Origin of the sequence: Methylobacter sp. BlB1, from assembly GCF_015476545.1 — a bacterium.
Taxonomy (GTDB): domain Bacteria; phylum Pseudomonadota; class Gammaproteobacteria; order Methylococcales; family Methylomonadaceae; genus Methylobacter.
The window spans coordinates 1-20642 of sequence record NZ_JADMKV010000070.1; the positions used below are offsets into that span (position 1 = coordinate 1).

The following is a 20642-nucleotide window of genomic DNA, read 5'->3' on the forward strand; positions in this document are numbered from 1 at the left end:
CACATCGTGATGCCGCAGGGAAGAGGAGGAGTCCATACCATTATCCTACGAGCTGGTTATCATGGAAGATATAACCACTTTGGATTTTCGACAAAATGCCGTATGTATTACGTTATATTTTAAAGAGCAGAAAGTGATAAAAGAAGAAATTCTCAAATTAGTGACATGGCGAGATTCAAAGGAAGCTAAATTTGAATGCTTCTCACCAATGTTTGAAAAAAATGTAGACGTTTATATCCTCACGAATAATGACCGCACTATCGCCGACAGAAGCTTCCAGATCGTTAACGATTTTCTAACAATTTCTCACCAGCACATTGAAAAAATTAAAAATTTTTATGGGAAGATTGCAAGCTTAATTGTGAAGCTTCTAGTTACGGCTTTGATGTGCCTGATGGTAAAGATGAAGTTGAAGTCAATCATGAAGAATTCGGTGTATTCAATGGCACGGATGCTTTAGCAAAAAGCACACTTAAATACCTACTAATTTCTGAAGACGATCAAGAAAGCTACCCCAACAATTATGGCCATCTACAGTTTGACAATGAATGGAATAGTCACTTAACCACAGTTGTCATGAAAAACGGCGAAATCGTTGGATGGGGCGACAGTGGTCTATATCTAGGCGAGTATGAATAACCATCACAAATATAACCCATCGTTCATGTAGGACGCGCTAACGCGCGCCTCTTACCTCGCACGTTCAACGACAGCTTTCTGTATTGCAGCCGCCATTTAGCTGAAATTCTTGAATGTCTCTGAGTGGCACAACCAAGACAATCAGTCTTATTATTCACGATCCAAGCTCAAATTTAACCTTATCAAAGAACCTGCCAGGCCAGGTTCAGATTTCTACATCCCTAAAAACCGTATCGGTTATTTTTGTGATTCAGTTCACAAAAACGATAAATAACAGCCCATTCTTATTCCTGACTAAAATACTTGGTATATACTCCATAACAAGGGTTAACGAGAAATGCCCTTGTTTCAATAGCTGTTTAGTATGACGTTGAATGGCTAAAAATTATAAAAATTAGAAGTTCATATTAGGTAGGTAACATGTCACATGATTTTGACAAATTAACGCACTATGCCAAATCATTCAGCGAATTAACGCCTGAACGAGAAGCCTTGTTGATCAAGGTGGGCGAACAGATCAAACCCAAACTGGCCGGAATTACCGAAGATTTTTATCAACACCTGCTCACCATTCCGCAAGCATCCACTTTTCTCGGAGGGCGGGTTGAATCATTGAAGAAAACCCATACTCTCTGGATGGAAGGGTTATTTAGCGGGCCTTTCGATAAAACCTATACCGAACACATGTACAAAGTGGGCGATGTGCATGTCAGAGTCAATTTGCCGGTTGAGTTTATGGCGGGCGCCATGACCTTGATCAATCAACGCCTGATCGGCCTGATTGTGGAAACCTACGGTCATGATAAGGAATACTGCGCTCAGATACTGGTTGCGATCAATGCCGTGACCGGCATGTCGCTTTTGGTGATGCAACAGTCGTATCAGGCCGCCAGTCTGGCCGAGGAACTGGAAAAATTTCTCAAGATTTCCGGAATGAGCCGTGTATTGTTTACCAACCTGGCTAACGCTTACAAAGATAAATAGGAGATTTCAATGCGTTCAGATATGTTAGTTTCGGTATTGTCGGATTTGAGCGGCACTTCTGCGGATATTGAGGCGGCAGGCGTCATTTCGACCGACGGTCTGATGATGGCTTCGGTACTGCCGAATTCAATGGATGAAGACCGGGTCGGCGCCATGAGCGCCGCGATGCTGTCGTTGGGCGACCGTACCGCACAGGAACTGGTCCGTGGAGAATTGGAGCAGGTGCTGATCAAAGGCGATTCCGGTTATGTGTTGATGACTTATGCCGGCAAGGAAGCGGTGCTGACCGTAATGGCCAAGCCCAATGCCAAGCTGGGATTGATTTTCCTGGATGTCAAAAGAGCCGCCGGCAGTATCGCTGAATTGCTCTGATTGCCTTTAAGTGACCCAAAAATCCAACACCTGCTATAAGCATAAGAAATAGCCGGGTCTGTAATGTAGAGGCACGGATTCAATGTATCGGGAAGCCGTAGATTGGATTGATGCGAAAATCCATTCTACGGCGCTTTGATAGGGATTAGCCTTGAAAAGAAACCGAAGCGCTGATTGAAGCAGCGGTTTAGTCTGCCAGAGAAAGGCCGCTAGGCACTTTTTTGGGCGCGGTAGATCTGAGATCCAGGCTGCTAGGGTCGGTCAGGGCATGTAAATAATCCAGCAGCAGCTTGACTTGTGCATCTGTAAGCGCAACCGGATTGATTTCTATGCTGTTCGCCAGGTTGAAGCGGCTTGTTGCGTCGTTATGAACAATAAAGTCCTGTTCATCCAGATCCGAGCGGGACGGCAGAACGGCTTGGGAGACGTCATAGTCCTCAAGGCTTTGCTCCGGGTTCAGATGGTGTCTGACCACGGCTTCCAGAGTATTGTAAGCCCCGTCATGCCCCCATGGGCCGGTCAGCGCTACGTTGCGAAGGCTAGGGGTTCTGAATTTATACCGGTCATTGGCATCGCCTGTAACCTGCTCCCTGCCATAATCATCATGCCCTTCAAGGCCATCGCCTTTCCCGGGACCAATTTGCGGCATGCCCAGTGCATGAAAGGCATGATCCGTTTGGAATTTTCCTGAATGACAGCTGGCGCATCCCGCCTTATTGAAAATTTTCATGCCTTCCACGGCGTTTTTGCTCATTGCGGCCGTTTGCCCCAGCATATAGTAGTCGTAAGGGCTGTTATCGGCTCTGTACGCGGCGGCTTCGAAAGCGCCGATGGCATTGGCAATATGAGAATAGGTCACCTGCTCAGGGACTTTCAGGCCAGGATAAGCCTGGGCAAAAAGAGTGCGGTACTCCTCAATGGCCATGACCCGCTGAGTCAAAAGATGCCACACTAGAGGCAAATTGCCGGCGGCGGCCGCATCCGCCACTTCATTTTCACCGGCTTGTCCGGCCATTTCCGTATTGGAGGTAGGAGGAAAAGCCGCCTGTGCAGAAAGCGCATTGTCCACGCCCAGCAGGAATGCACCGCCTGCCGGCGTTCTGAAGCCGCTTGGCGCAGTGCTGTCTTGTTCAACGCGCCCATCATGGAATATGCGGACAAATTCACTCGCGCCCAGGTTAAACACGAATGGTGCATTGCGGGGCACGCGTTCGTGTATGGCGTCACTGCCGGTTCCTGTGTCACGCATGATGCCCAACCCTTTGCCGCCTTCGCCCACGCCTAACGACAGACCGTCTCCGGTAGCGGCCAGGGGATGATGGCATGTGGCGCACGAGGTATTTTTGTTGCCTGACAAAATCTTGTCGTAAAACAGAAATTTGCCCAATTGCTCTTTGGCCGCGTTCCTGGCCGGAAAGTCGGTGTCATTGGCGGGGACGGCAAAAGTTAAAGACGGAGTCAAGGCCGATAGCACGAGCGAAACGGCGGAAACCATGGTCTTCAGTTTTAATCGGGAAGATAAAGCAAAATGTATCATCGTAATCTATCCGTTATTGTTAATAGAACTGCCATGAATGCGCGAGGGATACATTACATAACCGAATAGACTGATGAATTTGATTAGTTTAGTAATGCATAATTCGCATTACTAGATTAAGCAAACTCTATACCATAATAAATAAAACGGTATAAAACAAATGCAATATTGAAATATGCGGGGGGAATATTAATAAAACAGGTTAAATGCCTTATCCGTAATAGGGGATTTCACTGTTTTTTTCGTTGGATTTTCTAATCTATAGCCTGGCTTTAAAAATGAATGGAGCTTTTAAACAGGGTCAGATTTATTGATTAATAACCTTATACCGCCAAAACTATAAGCTGTTGCACGTGTATTTAATAATGGTCGCTGTGGTAATAAGGCGCGCTGTAATAAGTGCCGCTCTGGCTGTGCTTTAAAGCGCCCGTGCTTTCCAGATAATAGTAAGCTCCGGCTGCCAGCAACAATGCGGCCAGCACCGCAAAGCCGATTTTCCACCAGCTGTAGGGGCGCTCGCCCTGAACTTCGCCGGTGCGGCCATTGATGACGAACCGGTAGGATTTGTTCCGGTAACGGAACGCGGCGGACCAGACTGGCAGCAGGCAATGCTTGTAGGTCGTGGCGCTGTGACGCGTTCGGACCTGATGAATCCGTTGATGGTCGCCGCCGATGTCATAGGCGATGTCGCGGTAGATAACATTGTCCATGACCTGCTTGGCATGGTCGAAGCCCTCGTTCAGATCGACCTGATAAAACTCGCTGCGGAAACCGCTCAGATAGTTTTCGTCATAAGGGATCAATTGCTCCAGGTCCCAGGGTTGCAAGGCGTCCAGAATCTTGCGCGGCATTGACTTGCTGGCGCCGATCAGCACGTCATCGAAAAACCGGCTCACATGGCCGCTGACCGGCGTCCAGTGAATTTTCGGCACGCGCCTGGTTTCCGTAACGACTTCGTTATTGCGCGTTACTTGAACCTGCTCTTCAACATAATAGACATCGCCGCGTTCGCCGACGTAATCCGTCTCCGTATCACTGTCAAACGTCCAGTAAGGCAGGTAGACGCCGGTTAGTTTGGACTCGCTGCGCGCATATTTCTTGACGGCGTTGGGTGCAAACCACAAGCCGTCGATCCAGCGCCGGAATCGCTGGCGCGCTTCGGATTCATCAATGCGGAAAGGCAGCAGCGATTTCGGCTGTATGGGCTTGCTTTGTGTGGTGGCGGTAACGATCGGCGAGCCGCAGAAAGGGCATTCGCCGGCGTGAATGTTGGACTCAAACTGGAAACTGGCGCCGCATTCATTACAATGAACCTGCGGCTTGGCCGCCTCCGTGCGAGGTTCCGACAGCCGTCTTAGGGCTTCCTGCAGGTCGTACTCCTCAATGACGCCGGCGCGGTATTCAATATGATTTTCAAAGCCGCAGTAATCGCAGACCAAATGCGTCGTGCCAGGGGCGTATTTGAGCACGGCTCCGCATTGCGCGCACGGAAAGCGCCCCAGCGTTTGTCGGGATGAGGTTTTAGTTTTTAGCACTGATGAACTGATTATGATTTAGGCAGTGGCGGCGGCACCATCGCAAAGGCGCCGGCCAGCTCAGGCACCTGCTCGGCAGGCGTCCATTCCGCGAGGCCGGCATGCCAGATCAGGGTGGAACGGTTGATCTCGCCGCTGTTGATTTTCTGCTCAAGCACAGAGCGCTCGAAAGGTCCCTGTTGATGCCCGTCTATGGCGGCGTAATAAACGACCGAGCCGGGCAAGGGCGGCGGGGTTGCCGGCGACTGCTGCGAGAAGGCCTTGTTCATTTGATTGGCCACGGCAAACCCCATGCCCATGCCGATGCCTTCGTTGGCTGAGCCGGACGGATTCTGGGCCGCCGCGGTCATCGCTTCGGCGGCCTGATAATGCGTGTAGCGGCTCAGGTCGCCGATAATGCCCATGCTGGTGCGTTTGTCCATGGCCGCTTCCACTTCCGGCGGCAGCGAGATGTTTTCGACCAGCAGCTGCAGGACTTCCAGCCCGTAGGCGGAGAATTCCTGGCTAATCATTTGGGTAATGTAATTGCCTAATTCGTCGTAATTGGCGGCCAGGTCCAGGATCGGGATGCCCGATTCGCCGATAATATTGGCAAAACGCGAGACGATCAGGTTGCGCAGCTGATCGCTGATGTCGCCGGTCTGGAAATGCCCGCCGGTGCCGACGATTTCTTTGATGAACGTGAGCGGTTCCTTGATTCTGACAGAATAGGTGCCAAAAGCCCGAAGCCGCAGCGGCCCGAATTCCTTGTCGCGCAGCATGACCGGATTTTTGGTGCCCCACTTCAGGTCGGTAAAGCGGCGCATATTGAAGAAATACACTTCCGCCTTGAACGGGCTGGAGAAACCGTGCGGCCAGCTTTCCAGCGTAGTCAGGATCGGCATGTTGCGCGTTTCGAGCTGATAGAGCCCCGGCTCGTAAAAATCGGCCACGCGGCCTTCGCTGACCAGCACCGCCGTCTGCGATTCACGGACCGTCAGCATGGCGCCGTATTTGATTTCGTGGCCGTAGCGCTCGAACCGGTAGACCATCGTGTCGCTGGAATCGTCCGTCCATTCAATGACATCGACAAACTCGCCGAATAGCTTATCCAGAATGCCCACTGCGTTGCTCCTGTTTTAGAAAAAATGAATTCATATAAGAACCGCAAAGATATGAAGAGAGGTAGGCTGGGTTGGCAAACCCAGCATTTCGAAGCCGCCTATGCCGGGTTTGCCAACCCAGCCTACAGGAAACGACATAAATCTTCATGCTCTTCGTGGTAAAACCTCTAATTAACCGGCCGCCCTGGCATGCGCCGACGCCAATGTTTTGCGCAGTTCGGTTTCGCATTGCTCCAGTTGCACGACCGCTTCGCTGCGCATCTTTTTGCCCTGGTCGGCGATCTGCAGGCTTTCCTCTATCGTCGCGATCAGGGTTTCGTTGGCTTTCTTAACCGTTTCGATGTCGAACACGCCGCGCTCCAGTTGCTTGCGGGTTTCGGCATTGGCCTGTTTTAGGGCTTCGGCGTTTGCGGCCAGCAGTTCGTTGGTCAGATCGGTCGCAGCCTTGACCGTCTCGGCCGCCTGTGAGGAGCGGTAAACGGTCACGGCCGTCGCCAGTTGCTGACGCCACAGCGGCACGGTGTTGACGATGGTCGAATTGATCTTGTTGACCAGACCCTTGTCGTTTTCCTGCACGAGACGGATGCTGGGCAGGCTTTGCATTGAGACCTGCCGGGTCAAGCGCAGGTCGTGCACGCGCCGCTCCAGATCATCGCGGGCTGCGCGCAGGTCGCGCAGGTTCTGCGCGGCGAGGACTTCGGCCGTGGTTTCGGCTTTCCTGGCCTGCTCCGGAATGATGACTTCGTCCAGTTGGCGCAGCTTCTCTTCGCCGGCGGCGATATAGTCTTCAAGCGTATGAAAATAGTCGAGGTTGGCTTGGTAGAGCTTGTCCAGTGAGACGATGTCGGTCAGCAGATTGGTCTTGTGCCGCTCCAGCTTGTCGGAGATGGTATCGATCTGCTTGCGCACTTCTTCGTATTGCTGCAGAAATTTGACGACCGGTTTGGCCTTGCCCATCAGCCGGTCGAAAAAGCCCTGTTTCTTGTTCGGGTCGAGATCGTCGATCTCGAAACCGCGTATCGTCGCCACCATTTCGTTCAGGTCATTGCCGGCAGGGCCTATTTCCTTGTTCTTGACACCGTCCAGCATGCGGTCGGAAATCGTGGTCAGTTGCTCTTGCGCCTTGCTGCCGAAAAAAATGATCGATTGGGTATTGCTGATGTCGATTTCGCTCAGCAGCTTCTGGATCTGCTGCTGCTTCTCCACCGGCGCCTCGGCAAGCGGGACCATTTCAGCTTTTACGCCAGGGACAATCTCCCGGGCTGCGGAGCTGTCGGCCGTGCCGGTCGCTTGAGTTGTGGTGGATGCCTGCTGTTCAGTCATGATTAAATCCTCTAGGGTGTGATGGCGTTAAAGGATGCCTTCTCGTTTGAGCTGTGTGGCCAAAACTTCAATTTTTACATCCAGATCAAAAACATCCTCTTCCAATAACTTTTGATGCTGCTCCTGAAATGCCGATTCGATCGTTTCCAGCACATTGCGGAAGTTCTGTTCCAGCTCTTCGGATTGGGTTTGCTGATGGGTCTTGGCATAACCTTCAGTCACCTGTCGGGCGCCGTCCAGGTAGACGTTGAGGAATTTGCGCGCGCGGCGGATATCGCGCGGATCGGCCTCGATTTCGGCCAGAATGCTGTCGGCAATTTCGCAGATGCGTTCGATGCGCCGGTTGAGTTCGGTATTACGAATGCGGTCGTTGGCCTGTTCTATGCCACGGATGATGCGCGACGAATCCTCGAGCGTCTGCAGGATTTCATCCCGGGAATAGCCATGCGCGGCGACTATGTTTTTCTCTTTGCGTGGGTCGAAGCCGTAGCTCAGATACATGCCCAGAAAGGCGCCGCCGGCAAACAGGAGCGCTATCGGTAGCGGGCGTCCTGCACCGAGCCAGGCAATCATGCCGGTGGTCAATGCCGCTATGATGGCCGCCGTCATTTTCAGCGGCTTGGGCGGGCGGGCGATGCGGCTTTTTTCATAAACATGCTCGGCCTGCAGACCTTTGCGCAAGTACCAGGCGGCCAGCATATAAAGCGCAAAACCGACAGCGTTGACAATAACGCCCAGCAGATGGCCTTTGCCCAGCGCGATAAATGTCGCCGGAATCAGCGCCATCGGCAGAAAATAGAGCAGCAATCCGCGCGGGGAATAACGGTGCAGCGTGTCGGCGACAAACCGTTTGGGTTTTCTGAATTGATCCATTACCGGGCCTGCGTGCGGCTGGTCAAAGAGGCTTCAGCAGGAGCGCTGGAAGTTAAAGGCTCGGCCTTTACCAGAGAATGGCAGGTTGCCAGACCTATCGTGGCAACCAATACGATAAAACCGAGCAGTCTGCGTAATACTATGGGCATCGACCTCAACTCCCATTAATGTTAATTTGATCTTCATTATCCACTACAGTCATGACATCTGTAAAACAACGTATGGACTGTTTCTGTGACAGGGTTAAGCACCCTGAGTTTCCAACTATACTGGGGCCGATTTCCAGATTTTCAATGTTGAGCGCGACACACCTGCTTAAATGAAAAAGCCCGGCAGGATGATCCGACCGGGCTCATTTAATGGGATTGACGAAATACGGATTATTTCATCATTTCCTTTTTGAAATAGTTGTCCAATGTTTTGTTGGTCTCTTGGTTGTATTCATAAGCAGGAGCCGGTGCGCTGGGCGGCGCGACAACCGGCGCTGCAGGCTCTGCAACGGCGATGGGCTTGGCAGGAGGCGCTTCAGTCGTATCCAGGCGGAACACGTCGCCGTAACTGGTATCGACATCAAAATCTTCCCAGATATAGACCGGATAAGCGATCGGTTTGGTAGGAATCGGAATCGTGATCAGATCGGCAACGCCGACGCCCAGACGCCCGGCCATGTTGACCACGCCTTTGAAGAGTCCGCCGACTATGCCATAGAAGACATTGCTCTGATTGGTCGTATTGATCATATTCTTGGGAATTTCCAGCCAGCCCGTCGTCAGGTTGGCAAACGCGGACGACGCTTTTCTGCCGACTTTGCCACCGTAGGTCGTCGGCTGTTGCGATTTGTCAATCAGCGGAGCGGCTGTATAAGACGTATCACCATAACCTTGTTGCTGCATGTCGGCCTGGGTTAGAGGGGTATAGGCCGTCAGCAGACCTGTTAATAATAGTGGGGCAAAAAAGCGGTCGATTCTAGTCATGTCAAGTCCTGCGCATTGGTTTAATAACTTACTCAAGTATAGCAGAGCTTTTTTAAATTATTTTTTGAACGCCTTCGCAAAAGCATTAGCCATCGAACCTTGGGTCTTTTGAGGTTCAGGGCCTTTCTGCCTGGGCTTTTTATCTGTTTTTGCAGAAGATCGTTCGGGCCTGGGCGTGGCTTCCGTCGGTTCTTTTTTCATGGTCAGCGATATGCGCTTGCGCTCGACATCGACTTCCAGCACTTTGACTTTGACCATATCGCCGGTTTTTACCGCGTCCCGAGGGTCTTTGATAAATGTGTCCGACAAATGCGAAATATGCACCAGGCCATCCTGATGCACGCCGATGTCGACGAACGCGCCGAAGTTGGCGACATTGGTGACCACGCCATCCAGCGTCATGCCCGGCTTGAGGTCGGTGATTTTCTCGACGCCCTCTTTGAACTGCACGCTTTTGAACTCAGGGCGCGGGTCGCGGCCCGGCTTTTCGAGTTCCTGCAGGATATCGGTCACGGTAGGCAGACCGAAGTGTTCATCGGTGTAATTGGCCGGGTTCAGCGTGCGCAGGAAACTGCTCTGGCCGATCAGGTCGCGTATCGATTTGCCGGTGCTTTCGATAATCGCTTCGACGACCGGATAGGCTTCGGGGTGCACCGCCGAGGCATCGAGCGGATTGTCGCCGTTCATGACGCGCAAAAAGCCCGCCGCCTGTTCATAGGCCTTGTCGCCGAGCCGCGGCACTTTCTTGAGTTGCTCGCGGTTGCGGAACGGGCCGTGCTCATTGCGGAACGCGACGATATTTTCGCTGACGCTGGCCGACAGCCCCGAGACCTGCTTCAGCAAGGCCACCGATGCGGTGTTGACGTCGACGCCGACTGCGTTCACGCAATCCTCGACGACGGCATCGAGACTGCGCGCCAGTTGCACCTGATTGACGTCATGCTGATACTGGCCGACGCCGATCGATTTCGGGTCGATCTTGACCAGTTCGGCCAGTGGGTCCTGCAGGCGCCGGGCAATCGATACGGCACCGCGCAGGGATACGTCGAGTTCGGGGAATTCCTTGGCGGCCAGCTCCGAGGCCGAGTAAACCGAGGCGCCGGCTTCCGATACGGTCAGCTTGGTGAATTTAAGCTCGCTGTGCCGTTTGATCACGTCGGCGACGAGCTGGTCAGTTTCGCGCGAGCCGGTGCCGTTGCCGATGCTGACCAGATCGACTTGGTACTGTGCAATTAGCCGGGCCAGCGTTGCTATCGACGCATCCCATTGATTGCGCGGCGCGTGGGGATAGATCGTGTCGGTTGCCAGCAGTTTGCCGGTCGGATCGACGATGGCGACTTTGACGCCGGTGCGGATGCCCGGGTCCAGGCCCATCGTGGCTTTCGGGCCGGCCGGTGCGGCCAGCAGCAAGTCTCTTAAGTTGCTCGCGAAGACGCGGATGGCCTCGAGTTCGGCCGCTTCGCGCAGCCGCAGTTTCAAATCCAGGTCGATGCGCGTGAACAGTTTGACCTTCCAGGCCAGACGGGCCGTTTCGGCTAGCCAGGCATCCGCCGGCCTGGCGGCGTTGGTAATATGCAGATGGCGCGCCACCAGCTGCGCGCACAGGTCATGTTCTTCTTTTTCTTCGGCGCCGGGTTTGAGCGCAATGTTCAGCAGGTCTTCATTGCGGCCGCGGAACAATGCCAGCGCGCGATGCGAAGGGATCTTGTTGATAGCTTCCTGGTAATCGAAATAGTCCTGGAATTTGGCCGCTTCCTGTTCTTTGTCCTTGACGACGGTGGCATGCAGGATGCCTTTCTGCCAGGTGCGTTCGCGCAGTTCGGCCAGCAGCTCGGCATCTTCGGAAATGCGCTCCATGATGATCTGACGTGCGCCTTCGAGCGCGGCGACGATGTCCGGCACGCCTTTGTCGGCATCGATATAGCCGGCCGCGATCTGTTCCGGAATCAGGCTGCGGTCATCAAGCAAAGCATCGGCCAAAGGTTCGAGCCCCGCTTCACGCGCAATCTGCGCTTTCGTGCGTCGTTTGGGCTTATAGGGCAGGTACAAATCTTCGAGCAGGGTTTTGGTATCGGCCTCACGAATGGCTTTTTCCAGTTCCGGCGTCAGCTTGCCCTGGGAGCTGATGCTTTCCAGTATGCTTTTGCGGCGTTCGTTCAGCTCGCGCAGATAAGTCAAACGTTCTTCCAGCAATCTTAGCTGGCTGTCATCGAGGCCGCCGGTCGCTTCCTTACGGTACCGGGCGATAAACGGCACGGTCGCGCCTTCATCTAGTAATGCTACGGCAGCGCTGACTTGTCGGCTGTTGACGGATAATTCTTCGGCTATACGTTGGATTACGTCCATTTTTTAAAATTTTGTTCGGTTTAAAAAAGAAGGATTGTAGCAGTATGTGGCACTGCAAGTATTTTAAGCCTTGGCAGCGAGTGAACGAGGCGGGCTGTTTGCAGATTGGGTCTGGATGATTCTTTGCTGGTCTCCCTGCAATACCAGACATGTCAGGATGCCCGATGCATAAGCCCCGGTGTCGATGCCTATACGATTAGGCAGCAGCTCAGGCTCATCAGTTATGGTATGGCCATGAACAATAATTTTTTCATAGGGTTTCTTTTCACTGACAAATTCACTGCGTATCCATAGCATGTTCTCCGGCTTTTGCCGGGACAATGAAAGGTCAGGATTGATACCGGCATGCACAAAAAAATAAGAGCCCAATGAATAAGAAAGCAAAGTGTTATTCAGGAACTGAAAGTGCGAGCGCGGCAGGTTTTTTAGCAACCGCTGTTGTATGGTTATGAAGTCTTCTCGTTGGGTCGGTATTTTAGCGTCACAGGCATTATAACTTGCTAATGTCGCTTGGCCACCATAAGTAAACCACGAACGGCCTACGGATTCTTCACGCAGGAAATCGAGCATAGTCTGTTCGTGATTGCCGCGCAAATAGACATATTCAATACCCGGCTGCACATTCTGCAACAATTCCTCGATGACTTCCCGGGATTGCATGCCTCTGTCGATATAGTCGCCCAAGTAAATCATGAGCACGCGGCCGGAAAAACCGGCTGCATCCCGTTTGATTTGACTCAGCAGTTTAACCAGCAGGTCATGGCGGCCATGAATATCGCCGATACAGTAAACGCGGGTGTTGTCGGGTAAAGCAGGCGTCGGGTAGGGTTTTGTTTTTAAGAATCTATTAATGAGTTGTTTCAAATTCTGCGACCATCTCTTTAAGAACAAGTGGATGACTATTGGTTAACAGAGCGCTAATGGTATCCATGTATAGCGCACTGTCAAAGGCTTTTATGAATCGTTTATGAGACAGATTCCAGGCATCCACCAGTTGGCTGCTTAACACATCCCTATCAGCCTGTGCAAATGCAGGCAGTACCGATAAGCAAAGCCGGAGACGCGGGGTCAAAACAGCCGTCTCATGCGGGCCGGTCCTGATGGACATCAATAATTTCTTTTGAATTGTATCAGGTTGCTCGTGCAATAAAACATCAATAGCTGCCAGTTTATACCATAACTTTGAATTGGCAGGCGAGAGATGCAAGGATTGGCGGGCGCTGTCAGCCGACTGTTTCAGTAAGGCCTGGCCGGCGTCACTGTAAAAGCCTTGTTTTTGGGCCTGATAGTGAAAAAGTTCACTTAAGTCCTGCCAATAGTCAGGATGGTCAAACAGCGCAATGCTTTTCTTTGCCGTTTCGATTAGTCGGGATGCTTCGGCTTCGGGCAGAGGGCGATGCCGGGCAATCTTGTCAATCCCGGTTTCAACCGGTATATGGTTGAGCGCCGCTTTAACCCTGGGCCATGCAACAGAACCTAAAGCCATGCCGAGGCATAAAATGAAAAATGAAAGAAAATGTTTGGAGCTTATCATGGAAATTTGCCGGAAATGATCAATAAGCTTGCAGGGGCTTTATAGGGTTGCGGTTAAGCTATCCTGCGCCAGGTTCAGCTGTCTCAAATTTATCGTCGATCCTTGTAAAGCCGGGTTATCGATCATCAGTTGGAATAATACTGTCCATACTTGCCGTAATGATAAAAATGCCCGGAATTGTTGTAAGAAAAACCGCCATATTGTTTTAAGTTCACCTGCTGTAAAGCAATGCCGGCAATATTGGCATTGGCGCTGAACATCTGCTGCAAACCGGCTTTAATGACTTTGCGCGGCGTCTTATCCCAGTTGACTACGTAGATGGTTTTATCCATGAGCGAGGCCAGAATACGCGCATCGGCAACGGCCATAACCGGAGGCATATCAAAAATAACCAAATCGAATTTTTCCTCCATGACACTGATGAATTTTTTCATTCGGTTCGAATTGAAAAGTTCGGTCGAATTGACATAGTCGGCATGACCTTTGGGCATTATGTAGAGATTCGATTTTTCGTCTTTAAACATAAAATCAACTATATTTTTCCCGTCAGATACAAGCAAATCGGTCAGCCCCCTGGATTTAGTCAGCAAGCCGAGCTTTTGTTCGATTGTCGGCCGTCTTAAGTCGGCATCGATAATGATGACTCTCTGCCCTGATTGAGCTGCCCCTCGAGCAAGACATAATGCCAAGGTGCTTTTTCCTTCCGAGGGGACAGAGGAGGTGATCATCACCGATTTAACCTCTTTATCAGGCGAGGATAATTTTATGGATACCCGCAAGGAATTGATGGCTTCCGCAAGGCTCGAATGCGGTTTTGTCAGAATATGCTCAATGGCATCCTGTTCAGTCATCATAGGGATCAAACCAATGGTGGGCATGCCCAAGTGCGATTCGACCTCTTCCGGAGACCTTAGGCCCGGATTAAGCATTTCCAGCATGAAAATGACGGCTGAGCTGATAACGCCCGCCATGGCAAAGATGACTACAAGTATCAGGAGTTTCTTCGGGGAAGAGGCTTGTTGCGGGATTTCGGCTGCTGAAATAACCCGCGCATCGGCTTCAGCCATGCCTTGCGTAGTGGAGGTTTCTTTGAAGCGGTTTAAAAAGGTTTCAAATAATATCCGATTGGCGTTGGCCTCGCGTTCCAAAGCTCTTAGTGCGACTTCATCCTTTTGGCTGCTGCCGGATTTGAATTCAATCGAGTTCAAACTGCTCTGCAGGCTTTGCTCACGGCTGCTGGCTATATTGAGCTCATTTCTAAGGCCGGCGGCTATTTTTTTTATCTCAGTCTGGATGTTGGCCTGCAGATCCGCGATTTCGGCCTGAATTCGAATCATTTGCGGGTGTTTAGGGCCGAATTCAACGGACATCTCGGACACTTTTCGTTTAAGTTCGGCTTCCTGTTGGCGCAAACTTTGGATCAAGTTAGAGGATAACACTTCATGAGCGGTCTCAATGTCCCCGCCGTTTTTCAATAAGTTTTCTACCTGGTTCAATCGGGCACTGGCTTCAGCGCGCGCCGCTTTAGCAATGATCAATTGGCTGTTTATCTCGGATAATTGTCCTTGAAGCAGTCCTTCTCCCTGGGCGCCTCTGGATAAATTATGGGTGCTGCGATAAGTTTCCACCGCCTTTTCAGAGTCGGCAACTTTGACACGTAGCTCAGTCAACTGATCGTTAAGCCAGGCCGTGGCTTTCTTGGTGGCTTCAAATTTGGCTTCCAGTTGGTCGACGATATAAATATCGGCATGGGTATTGGCTATTTTTGCAGCCAATTTGGGATCGATAGACTTAAAAGTGATGAGAATAACCTGAGAACCCCTGACCGGTGTCGCCGTCAATTTTTCCAGATAAATATCCGTCGCTTTTGCCAAGCGTCGCTCTTCGGCTTCTTCTTCGGTCAATGGCACGGAATGCATGCCCAGCGCTTCTTTGAAGTCATCAGGAAGCCAGTTGACAGGATTTAAATTTGATAAAAAGCTTTTTTCTTTAAGTTCCGGATTAAACTCGGCACGCTCTAACAAGTTGAGTTTAGTGATAACCTTTTTCGCCAGAATTCTTGACGTTAAAACTTCTACTTCACTCTTTACTGCATCATCAGTGCTCATGTCGCCGCTTAATACGGCTTTGACATCGACCACTTGAGCTTTTGCTGCGCCTACCAGAATCTTGGCTTCGGCCGTATATTTCGGAGTTATTTGAAACAACACAATGGCTCCGACAATAAAAACAGACACGAAAACCGCTATGAACAGCTGACGGCGCAGCCAGAAAACATGCAGTATATGGCTTATTGATAGATTTTCTTCTTGAAACGCAGTGTTATTGTCCATTGTCGCAAATGGAGGTTTGCTTAGCTGCATGAGGTAAGTCCTTGAGAGCTTGTAAAATTAAAGGTAATAGCTTTATTAGGAAGTGGCTTTGCTGCAAAACTGCGGCCGGAACACTTTCAGCAGAGCATTAAAACATCCGTTCATCAATTCTGATGATGTCGCCTGGCATAACCGGCATATCCATATTGGCTTGTACTTCTTTTTGCGTTGCATCGTTCGCATGGATCACAAAAACATGGTCTTGTTTGGCGCGGTAGGTAAATCCGCCGGCAATAGCGACAGCCGTTAAATAAGTCATCCCGCTTACGTAAGGGTAGGAGTCAGGTTTTTCCACCTCGCCTAAAATATAGAAAGGTCTGTAATTGAGCATCTGAATGCTGAATTTAGGATTCAGGATATAGTCAGGGCTCAGCTTGGATCTTAATAACTCTTCAAATTCCTGGAGACTGAGATCTTTTGCAGTAACGGTGCCTATGAGCGGTACTGAAACATTGCCGGCGCCATCAACTGTGTATTCGCCGGTTAAGTCATCATGATTGAAGACGGTGATTTTCAATTTATCGCCGCTGCCCAAACGATATTGTTGATCTTTTTGATCTTCAGCATGTAGGTTAAATACAACAAAAAAAACAAGGGAAATTATGCTCAATAGATGCATGAAGATAAGATTTTTTTTCACTTAAAATACCTTTTATTTAAGTTAATTTTATTCTTTGATTCGTAATGCCGGGAGAGGCGGCTATATACGGGTAAATCAGATTATAAATATTCATTGTTTTTTATGGCTCCAAGCCATAAAAACCATAGTCTTGCAATAATATATAAATGGCTATACTGAGTTCCTGGCAGTAAGTCAGCATGTATTATTTTTCCGAAAAGACAATGCCGGTTTCATCAATGGCTTTAATTATGTTGTACTTTTGATCGCCTGAATAAGCATTAGTCAATTAAACGTTTTTGTATTTTTACTTCATCAATATGCTTAATAAACCTAAGCAGCGCAAACAAATTACGCTCTGCCAATGTCTTGTCATGCATGGCTGAGCTAACGTCAATCTAGTGCTGATAGCATTCAACCATGGCTCCGTTTTTATTTATGCGGGACAGCTTGATGGTTATGATTCAAGCTCGCTCTATCGGCATGGGCTATTTAGCTCCGTCAATTTTGCTTGTTAGATCAAGACAATAAATGCTGTCCTGCCCTGTTTGAAGTGTATGGTCTTTAACGTGGCGCTGAAGCCATTCTTGATGAGTTTCGAGCAATTCTACTGGCTAACTCCCATTTTTTATTTGTCCTATATACTATTAAAACGGGAACCGTAATGCATATCAATTTTTTGTGATGTACTTAACATGTTATTGAAATCATAATTAAGTTTATTATATTTTCTTTTATTTAAACTCATAATTTACAAACTTTGTGATGAGAGTCACCTTTATTTTTATGGCATCCGTTATACTGCTCGCAGGTTTTAAGTCTCTAGTAAAATCAGGTATGTATTTTTAATATGATTATGATTTTATTAAGGCTGGTTACATCAGAAAAACAAGTTAATATTAACTTGCCATATTAGATATATGAAATTGTGAATAAATTATCATTAATAATATTTTTATTAATATAAAGTATATCTTAAATGTTATTGGTGGTTTTCTATATTTCATATTATCTAGGCTATTTTGTTTATTGATTTTACTGAATATAGGTATATTTAAATGAAAAAATTATTATTGGTGCTGGCTTTGGCTGCATTTGCTCCTTTAGGTTATGCGGATGATAAAGGCAAAGATGATGCTAAAGAGCATGTGAAAAAAGACCATGAGAAAGAGCAGGATAATGTTAAAGATGATGATGCGGAAGAGGTAGCAGAAGAGGCAGAAGAAGCATCGGAAGAAGCATCGGAAGCCATTGAGGAAGCCATTGAGGACATTATCGATAACTATGGCGAAGTTCCAGCTAGCGAAACTGCACAGGCTGTTAAGGAATTAAAAGCTAGTGTTCGGGACGCTGTACTTAAAGGTCTTATCACTCGATTAGAAGGTTCAAATGCTTTAAACGGGCTTGAAATTGCGCTTAGCAAAGGCGGTCAAAACCCAGTATCACCTAGCTGATCTGAGCAGTTGGCGTTTTTATTAGGTGATTAAAAAGATAATTGCATCATTAAGAGTCTTTTGGCTTAAAAATGATGAGTGTCTTTTGATGGGGCTTTAGTCGCGATTGCCGTGACTAAAGCCCTTTTTACAAAGGCGCAGAAAGCGCCTTAGTGTTGTTGTTAGATTTTTGCATGATCAGTAATCAAAAAATAAGAATTATTAAGCATGTTATTTCGCCGTTGGCTTTAATTTGCTCGACAGCTGTATGGGGCGCGGACGTGCAAAGAGGAGTGGGTGTCAAGGAACGGACAAATAGAGATTATAGTCCGGTAGGAATCAGAGTCGGCAGTTTCATAATCCATCCCTTTTTTGAAAACCAAAATGAATACAAGGACAATATTTATTCTCAGCAAAATAACACGCGAGATGATTTTATTTTTCACTTGCAGCCAGGCGTCAATGCAAGAAGCAATTGGAACCGCCATGCATTAGAAGCCAATGTCAGCACGGATGTGCAGCTTTATGCCTCGCACAATACCGAGGATAAAGAAAATTATACTTTCGATTTGAATGGCAGGCTGGATGTGTTGCAAGATAGCTTTGCTACGGCAAAGTTCTATCATGCCCATCAATACGAAGACAGAGGTTCACCCGACTCGCCCAGTAGTGCTTTAGAACCAGTTCAGTACAATACAACCGGGGGGGTGATCGGTTATGAGCATAAGATCAATCGCATTCGATTGAATGTTCTAAATGATACTCAACATCTGGATTATGAAAATAGCATAAGCCGCAACAGCACTTTTATTAATAATGATGACCGTGATCGTCAGAAAAATACGTCGACCGGGCGTATTGGCTACGAGATTATGCCGGGCTATGAAGCGTTTGTCAGAGGCAGTTATAACTTTATCGATTACGATCAAAAATTTGATGATTATGGCCTTCAGCGTTCGTCAGATGGCTACGAAGCAGTTGTCGGTATCGCCCTGGATCTTACCGGAAAATTAGTGGGCGATGCTTATATTGGGTATGCAACCCAAAAATATGATGATGCCCAATTACAAACAATCAGTGACATAACAGGCGGTTTTGGTCTGAAATGGATGCCGACGGGGCTGACCACGATCTCAGCCCGGATTGATAGAACCATTAACGAGACGACTCAAGGGCTCTCATCCGGCTTTTTCAGTACTGCATCAACGGTAAGTATCGATCATGAATTATTGCGCAACGTATTGCTAAATGCCAGTGCCGGCTACATCTATAATGATTACAAGGGCGGGCAAGAGCGCCAGGAAGATACTTACTATGTCGGGATATCGGCAAAATATCTGCTCAACCGCAATTTCTTCCTTACAAGCGGCTACAACTTTAGAACCAGATCAACAGTCAACGTGAGCAATGCTGACTACGATATTAACAGCGTATATTTTTCATTGGGCGCGCAGTTGTAAGTCAGTTTGAAATCAAAAGGCTGAAGAAAACAGTAGCTTTTAATCGAGAATGGTCCTTCGGATACAGAAAATATCAGCTTTCTAGGACATATTGGAATGTTTGGGAAGGCGGCTTGTGTTGTTTAACCAGGCCAGATGGTTAGCTTATTCATTATTCATGATATTTAGGAGATATATTTTGAAAACACTAGAACAAACAAAAATAGCAATAGTTGGATTAGGCTATGTAGGACTGCCGCTTGCTGTAGAATTCGGCAAAAAGTATCCGACCATCGGATTTGATATAAACCAAAAGCGCATACAGGAATTGCAGTCAGGTCAGGATTTAACGCTGGAAGTCAGCAGTGAAGAACTTAGCCAGGCAGAGCTTTTAAGCTATACCGCCTCATTAAAAGACATTAAAAACTGCAATGTTTACATTGTTACTGTGCCTACGCCCATCAATGAGCACAAACAGCCGGATTTGACGCCGTTGATTAAAGCCAGTGAAGCTGTTGGATCAATTCTTAAGCCCGGTGACGTGGTTGTTTATGAATCAACCGTTTATCCCGGCGCTACCGAAGAAGTGTGTGTGCCGCTTCTAGAGCAGCATTCAGGCCTGAAATTCAACGAGCAATTTTATGCCGGTTACAGCCCGGAGCGTATCAATCCGGGCGATAAAGAACACCGCGTCACCAATATCCTCAAAGTGACTTCAGGGTCTACCGAGCAAATCGCGAACTATGTGGACAGTCTCTATAAAAGCATCATTACCGCCGGGACGCATAAAGCCAGCAGCATTAAAGTGGCCGAAGCGGCCAAGGTCATCGAAAACACTCAGCGCGATGTCAATATCGCCTTGATCAATGAACTGGCCCTCCTGTTCAACCGTCTGGATATTGATACTGAAGAAGTTTTGCTGGCTGCCGGAACCAAGTGGAATTTCCTGCCGTTCAGGCCCGGATTGGTAGGCGGGCACTGCATTGGCGTGGATCCTTACTACCTCACTCACAAAGCTCAGGCCGTCGGCTATAATCCTGAAGTTATCTTGTCAGGACGGCGCATCAATGACCGTATGGGCGAATATGTGGTATCACAGCTCATCAAAAACCTGTTGAAAAAGCGCATCCATATTCAGCAGGCCGACGTTTTGATCATGGGGCTGACGTTTAAGGAAAACTGTCCCGATCTACGCAATACCCGAGTGGTGGATATCATCAAGGAACTGCAGGAGTATGAAGTCAATACCCATGTCTACGATCCTTGGGTCAGCCCGGAAGAAGCCATGCATGAATACGGCATCGCCGTGATTGAAAAACCTGAAGCCCAAAAATATGACGCAGTTATTCTGGCTGTTGCACATGAGCAATTCAGGCAAATGCCCATTGAGCAGATCAAAAGTTACACCAAGCCGGATTCTGTGATATATGATCTTAAATATCTTTTCCCAGCTAACCAAACTGATGACAGGCTCTAACCGATGAAAGTATTAGTCACCGGCACCGCAGGCTTTATCGGCAATCACGTAGCCATCAAATTACTGGAACGGGGCGATGAAG

At 48.9% G+C, this 20642-nt stretch carries 18 protein-coding genes; 6 read left to right on the plus strand and 12 right to left on the minus strand.

Features of this window, described 5'->3' with window-relative positions; all coding sequences use genetic code 11:
- Positions 1-387: 387 nt before the first annotated feature.
- The 3 genes from IT781_RS18850 (at position 388) to IT781_RS18860 (ending at position 1995) form a co-directional block, all read left to right on the plus strand.
- Complete coding sequence (locus IT781_RS18850) at positions 388-639, plus strand: hypothetical protein (RefSeq protein WP_194971726.1); 252 nt, start codon at positions 388-390, stop codon at positions 637-639.
- Between the two features lie 420 nt (positions 640-1059).
- Positions 1060-1623 carry a protoglobin domain-containing protein gene (locus IT781_RS18855; RefSeq protein WP_194971727.1) on the plus strand — a complete coding sequence of 188 codons (564 nt, stop codon included), beginning with the start codon at positions 1060-1062 and terminating at the stop codon, positions 1621-1623.
- A gap of 9 nt (positions 1624-1632) precedes the next feature.
- Complete coding sequence (locus IT781_RS18860; RefSeq protein ID WP_194971728.1) at positions 1633-1995, plus strand: roadblock/LC7 domain-containing protein; 363 nt, start codon at positions 1633-1635, stop codon at positions 1993-1995.
- Positions 1996-2182: 187 nt separating this feature from the next.
- Here the strand turns inward: IT781_RS18860 and IT781_RS18865 are convergent, their stop codons facing one another.
- From IT781_RS18865 to IT781_RS18920, 12 genes are all read right to left on the minus strand, one after another.
- A complete protein-coding gene (locus IT781_RS18865) occupies positions 2183-3532 on the minus strand; it encodes a cytochrome-c peroxidase (RefSeq protein WP_228779273.1) in 1350 nt (449 codons plus the stop codon).
- Between the two features lie 359 nt (positions 3533-3891).
- Positions 3892-5067 carry a primosomal protein N' (replication factor Y) - superfamily II helicase gene (locus IT781_RS18870; RefSeq protein ID WP_194971729.1) on the minus strand — a complete coding sequence of 392 codons (1176 nt, stop codon included), beginning with the start codon at positions 5065-5067 and terminating at the stop codon, positions 3892-3894.
- A gap of 11 nt (positions 5068-5078) precedes the next feature.
- On the minus strand, positions 5079-6170 hold the full coding sequence (locus IT781_RS18875) for an SPFH domain-containing protein (RefSeq protein ID WP_194971730.1): 1092 nt from the start codon (positions 6168-6170) through the stop codon (positions 5079-5081).
- Between the two features lie 171 nt (positions 6171-6341).
- A complete protein-coding gene (locus IT781_RS18880; RefSeq protein WP_194971731.1) occupies positions 6342-7493 on the minus strand; it encodes a toxic anion resistance protein in 1152 nt (383 codons plus the stop codon).
- 27 nt (positions 7494-7520) lie between these two features.
- Positions 7521-8366, minus strand: coding sequence for a 5-bromo-4-chloroindolyl phosphate hydrolysis family protein (locus tag IT781_RS18885; RefSeq protein WP_194971732.1), 846 nt, complete (start codon positions 8364-8366; stop codon positions 7521-7523).
- Complete coding sequence (locus IT781_RS18890; RefSeq protein ID WP_194971733.1) at positions 8366-8515, minus strand: hypothetical protein; 150 nt, start codon at positions 8513-8515, stop codon at positions 8366-8368. The genes IT781_RS18885 and IT781_RS18890 overlap by 1 nt, the downstream gene beginning before the upstream one ends.
- A 231-nt stretch (positions 8516-8746) precedes the next feature.
- The gene (locus IT781_RS18895) at positions 8747-9340 is read right to left on the minus strand and encodes an exosortase system-associated protein, TIGR04073 family (protein WP_194971734.1); all 594 of its coding nucleotides are present in this window, start codon (positions 9338-9340) and stop codon (positions 8747-8749) included.
- Positions 9341-9397: 57 nt separating this feature from the next.
- Positions 9398-11686, minus strand: coding sequence for a Tex family protein (locus IT781_RS18900; protein ID WP_194971735.1), 2289 nt, complete (start codon positions 11684-11686; stop codon positions 9398-9400).
- Between the two features lie 63 nt (positions 11687-11749).
- On the minus strand, positions 11750-12550 hold the full coding sequence (locus IT781_RS18905; protein ID WP_194971736.1) for a metallophosphoesterase family protein: 801 nt from the start codon (positions 12548-12550) through the stop codon (positions 11750-11752).
- Entirely contained in the window at positions 12534-13220 is a 687-nt protein-coding gene (locus IT781_RS18910; RefSeq protein WP_194971737.1) for a hypothetical protein, read from the minus strand. Before IT781_RS18910 ends, IT781_RS18905 begins: the two co-directional genes overlap by 17 nt.
- Before the next feature lie 125 nt (positions 13221-13345).
- Positions 13346-15583 carry a polysaccharide biosynthesis tyrosine autokinase gene (locus IT781_RS18915; RefSeq protein WP_194971738.1) on the minus strand — a complete coding sequence of 746 codons (2238 nt, stop codon included), beginning with the start codon at positions 15581-15583 and terminating at the stop codon, positions 13346-13348.
- 97 nt (positions 15584-15680) lie between these two features.
- Positions 15681-16232 (minus strand): polysaccharide biosynthesis/export family protein, encoded by a 552-nt coding sequence (locus tag IT781_RS18920; protein WP_194971739.1) that lies wholly within the window; start codon positions 16230-16232, stop codon positions 15681-15683.
- A 1037-nt stretch (positions 16233-17269) separates the two neighbouring features.
- On the opposite strand from IT781_RS18920, the gene IT781_RS18925 reads away from it, so the two are divergent.
- The 3 genes from IT781_RS18925 to tviB all read left to right on the plus strand — a co-directional run bounded on the left by IT781_RS18925 (position 17270) and on the right by tviB (position 20560).
- Complete coding sequence (locus IT781_RS18925; protein WP_194971740.1) at positions 17270-17665, plus strand: hypothetical protein; 396 nt, start codon at positions 17270-17272, stop codon at positions 17663-17665.
- A 173-nt stretch (positions 17666-17838) separates the two neighbouring features.
- Positions 17839-19104, plus strand: a complete 1266-nt coding sequence (locus tag IT781_RS18930) for an outer membrane beta-barrel protein (protein WP_194971741.1) — start codon at positions 17839-17841, stop codon at positions 19102-19104.
- A gap of 178 nt (positions 19105-19282) precedes the next feature.
- Positions 19283-20560, plus strand: coding sequence for a Vi polysaccharide biosynthesis UDP-N-acetylglucosamine C-6 dehydrogenase TviB (gene tviB / locus IT781_RS18935; RefSeq protein WP_194971742.1), 1278 nt, complete (start codon positions 19283-19285; stop codon positions 20558-20560).
- The last annotated feature ends 82 nt before the right edge of the window (positions 20561-20642 follow it).

Excerpts from the sequence above, each read along its gene's own strand:
- IT781_RS18910 (WP_194971737.1), bottom strand. The coding sequence starts at position 13,220 with ATGATAAGCTCCAAACATTTTCTTTCATTTTTCATTTTATGCCTCGGC.
- IT781_RS18915 (WP_194971738.1), bottom strand. The coding sequence starts at position 15,583 with ATGCAGCTAAGCAAACCTCCATTTGCGACAATGGACAATAACACTGCG.
- IT781_RS18895 (WP_194971734.1), bottom strand. The coding sequence starts at position 9,340 with ATGACTAGAATCGACCGCTTTTTTGCCCCACTATTATTAACAGGTCTG.
- IT781_RS18885 (WP_194971732.1), bottom strand. The coding sequence starts at position 8,366 with ATGGATCAATTCAGAAAACCCAAACGGTTTGTCGCCGACACGCTGCAC.
- IT781_RS18890 (WP_194971733.1), bottom strand. The coding sequence starts at position 8,515 with ATGCCCATAGTATTACGCAGACTGCTCGGTTTTATCGTATTGGTTGCC.
- IT781_RS18860 (WP_194971728.1), top strand. The coding sequence starts at position 1,633 with ATGCGTTCAGATATGTTAGTTTCGGTATTGTCGGATTTGAGCGGCACT.
- IT781_RS18855 (WP_194971727.1), top strand. The coding sequence starts at position 1,060 with ATGTCACATGATTTTGACAAATTAACGCACTATGCCAAATCATTCAGC.
- IT781_RS18930 (WP_194971741.1), top strand. The coding sequence starts at position 17,839 with ATGATCAGTAATCAAAAAATAAGAATTATTAAGCATGTTATTTCGCCG.
- IT781_RS18880 (WP_194971731.1), bottom strand. The coding sequence starts at position 7,493 with ATGACTGAACAGCAGGCATCCACCACAACTCAAGCGACCGGCACGGCC.
- IT781_RS18865 (WP_228779273.1), bottom strand. The coding sequence starts at position 3,532 with ATGATACATTTTGCTTTATCTTCCCGATTAAAACTGAAGACCATGGTT.
- IT781_RS18900 (WP_194971735.1), bottom strand. The coding sequence starts at position 11,686 with ATGGACGTAATCCAACGTATAGCCGAAGAATTATCCGTCAACAGCCGA.
- IT781_RS18925 (WP_194971740.1), top strand. The coding sequence starts at position 17,270 with ATGAAAAAATTATTATTGGTGCTGGCTTTGGCTGCATTTGCTCCTTTA.